This is a genomic window from Rhodopseudomonas sp., assembly GCF_048594845.1.
Taxonomy (GTDB): domain Bacteria; phylum Pseudomonadota; class Alphaproteobacteria; order Rhizobiales; family Xanthobacteraceae; genus Rhodopseudomonas.
Window position 1 is genome coordinate 1 of record NZ_JBMDXE010000148.1, and the last position, 3,203, is coordinate 3,203.

The following is a 3,203-nucleotide window of genomic DNA, read 5'->3' on the forward strand; positions in this document are numbered from 1 at the left end:
CACTCGTCGAGAAGCCGGTAAAGGTCGACCGGATTGGTCTGAAACGTCGATCCCGGCATCAAATATCTCCTCAATGACATTTTTCCACAAGGCGTTTCTGTAAAACGCTCTTACCCTTGTGCGAAGGAATTTCGACCGTGATCGAGGGAGGTGACAAACTCAACCCCTTCGTGAAGACGGCCAGTTTATGATCGCTAGCCGGCAACTGGTTCGCGCTTGAGAGTGCAGTACACGGTGGGCCGGGACACCGAGAAGATCTCGGCGAGGTCGCTGATGGAGTGCTCGCCGCTGTCGTGCATGCGGCGGAGTTCTTGGGCTTGGCGCTCCTTCAGCTTGAGCTGTTTGCCCTTGAGTTTGCAGCGGGCCCGGGCGATCGCCATGCCCTCGCGGTGTGAATAAGCACTGAACCCGGACCCCGGCTGACGTCCGACTAACCCACTGGTAGCAAAACAACTGTTTTGACTTCAGCTGGGGTCCCGATGGGTGCCGCATAGGATGCCAGCTGACTCAGGATTCTGTCAGCAATATAAGTCGCCTACAGCGCCCCGCAGGAAGGTCCCCATACGAGGCCTACTCACACCCTGCGAAGGCTGGCGCTCATACACCAAGCACTGGGACATAACCCACGCTTTCCGATCAGCCGACGGCGAAGGACGCAGCACAGAGCCCGAGTGCAGCCGTGGCGCAGCCCGCGGTCAGCAGACGCTCAGCCCGCGCCGTCCGTCCGCTCGGCGCAAACCCGGCAAGCGCGCCGGCAACGGTGAGAAGGCCGGCGACGGCACCGACAGCCCAAATCGAAAGCAACATCGTGCGGCCTCTCGCAAACTCTCGTCGATCGAACGCGACCGCAATTAAGAATCCCTTGCTGCGTGAGGACAGACTGCGTTAACCATCGTAATCTTTTTACGAAGGCGACGCCGCTACACGTTATACCACAGGTGGACAATCCACCGCCGATGATCGAGGTATGGACGGCGACAAGGGACGACAGGAGCAGGGGAATTGGGCAGCAATTTCTTTCGGATAATCTACTATATCCTTGTTATCGCTTGCGTAGGCGTCAGCTCATACCTTTCCTATTTCGGCTTTAAGGCCAGCTTCGGCGAACTTGCGTTGCCATTCACCTTCATTCTCGGCATCGGCCTCTTCGGCGCCGACGCGCTGTTGCAGCGCGCGCGTGAGAGCGGCGCAAGCGTCTTACCGCCATTGCTCATCTTTACCTGCTTCGCAGTGTTTTCCACCATTTCGAACTTCACCCACATCTACACCAACTTCATGCAGGCCGACGTCGTGCGCAGCGCGCTCGACAGTCAGTACGCGGTCTTTCGCGACGATCTCGTTGCCACCCGCAAGCGCTTGATCGAGACGCCATCTTTCACACAGACTCGGAGCGCCCGGGCCGAGGTCGAAAGGGAGCTCAGCCGGCTGAACGATCAGGCGACCGATCCGCTGCGTTATGGCTGCGGGGAGCGCTGTCAGGTGCATCTCAACCGCATCTCGGAGTTGCTCGGCAAGCCGCTCGCCGACACTGCCATACCGGCGCTCGGGAGCGATCCAGCCGTTGTGGAAGCGTGGCTCACCGCGATGCAGCAGGCAGCCATGCGTGACTTTGACGCGCTCTCGACGACCAACAGCTATCCAGCACTGTCAGCGCTCGTTGCAGACATCGACACGACGCTGCTCGCGTTTCAGACGCCGGAACAGGCGCTAGCAGCTAACCAGGGTCTCGACATCCTTGGCAAGCTCGCCGAGGAAAGCGCCGAGATTCAGCGCCGCGCCAATGCGCTCCTGCCGCCGCCGCTGGTGGCGCATACCCCGATCAACCGCACCCTTGGTCGCCTCGGCGAGGTGCCCTATGCAATCGAGAACGGCTTCATCGAAATGCCGAACCCGCTCGCCACTTTCGTATCGCTGATCCTCGCCGCCATCGTGGACATCTTCCCGGTCATCTTCGCCCTCGTCGCCTTCTCGCCGGAGGCGGGCCGCGTCGCGAAGCCGGTGGCTACCCGCGGCCGCTCGGCGATCCTGGACTGATCCAGGCGAGACGAGGAAGGAGACGTCATGGCTGAAAGCCCGTTCCACGCCGGCACGCGGCCGGACGATCCGGCGCACAACCCGCTCGACAAAGTCGCGGGCAATAATCCCTGGAGCTCCCGCCGGACGCCGCCGATGGCCGCCGATGAGGAGGGCCCTATCCTTGCGACAGTTCGGCCTGGGAATCTCAAGGAAGAACTCGCGAAGCGTAGTGGGAACTTCGTTCTGAGCTTCGGCTTTCCCGGCTCGGGCAAGACCACGCTGCACAGTTTCCTGATGCGCTATCTGATGGAGGGCGGCCCCTACAAGACGGAGGTCGTGCGCCGCGACCACGGCGAGGGCGCGGATTATGAGACCAACCGCATGATCACCGAATGGTCACGCGAGTGGCGCCACGGCCGGTTCCCCGAATCTACCCCGGTCGGCGAGAACGAAATCCGCGAGCTGAGCTTCGAAGTGCAGCCGATGAAGGGCGTCCGCACGCCGCTGGAGTTCTCGATCCTAGAGATGTCGGGCGAGATGATGCGCACGGTGATCCCGTCGCGCGAGCAGAAGCCCAATCTTTCCCGAGTCATCCGCGATCTCGCGGCGAATGAGCGGCTGAATCTCGTCATCCTGCTGCTCGTCAATCCTCGGGTGCACGAGAACGACAACCTGTTCACCAGCTTCATGAGTTATCTCGACGCCAATCTGGGCGGAAAGGACATCCGCAAGCGCGCCAAGCTTGGCATTGTCATCTCCGACCCGGAAATGGCGCTCGACTACCTTAAGACCTACAAACCGGAGTTCGCGCACCACGCCGAGTTCCGCGGCGACCTTGTCGAGGAGTTTGTGGCGAGCTTCGCGCCGCAGACCTATCGGATCTACAAGGAATGGCCCGATCCGCGGGGTGCGATGATGATGCGCTTCCATGTCGGCGCGATCGAAGATCGCGAGGGCATGCCCCGCCTCGTCACGCCGGACTATGGCTCGGCCTCCCGGCTCTTCGACTGGCTCTATCTACAGTTCACCGGCCGCCGTCCCGGCCCGACCCGCTGGCAACGGATGTGGTCCTGGATCCGCACGTGAGCGGCGTGGCTCAGCCCATTGTCGGCCGCGTCGTCTTCGGGACCGCCCGCGGCCTCTTTGCAAGCGGCGACGGCTATCTGGCCGGCGCCGGCGCGCGCCTT

At 61.9% G+C, this 3,203-nt stretch carries 3 protein-coding genes; 2 read left to right on the top strand and 1 reads right to left on the bottom strand.

Annotated elements, in window-relative coordinates; genetic code table 11:
- Positions 1 to 194 precede the first annotated feature (194 nt).
- Positions 195 to 380, bottom strand: coding sequence for a helix-turn-helix domain-containing protein (locus ACOJTD_RS09040; RefSeq protein ID WP_420132584.1), 186 nt, complete (start codon positions 378 to 380; stop codon positions 195 to 197).
- A 622-nt stretch (positions 381 to 1,002) separates the two neighbouring features.
- Between ACOJTD_RS09040 and ACOJTD_RS09045 the strand changes: the two genes are divergently transcribed.
- Together ACOJTD_RS09045 and ACOJTD_RS09050 are read left to right on the top strand one after the other, a co-directional pair.
- Positions 1,003 to 2,034, top strand: a complete 1,032-nt coding sequence (locus ACOJTD_RS09045; RefSeq protein ID WP_420132585.1) for a hypothetical protein — start codon at positions 1,003 to 1,005, stop codon at positions 2,032 to 2,034.
- Positions 2,035 to 2,169: 135 nt separating this feature from the next.
- On the top strand, positions 2,170 to 3,102 hold the full coding sequence (locus ACOJTD_RS09050) for a hypothetical protein (protein WP_420132586.1): 933 nt from the start codon (positions 2,170 to 2,172) through the stop codon (positions 3,100 to 3,102).
- The last annotated feature ends 101 nt before the right edge of the window (positions 3,103 to 3,203 follow it).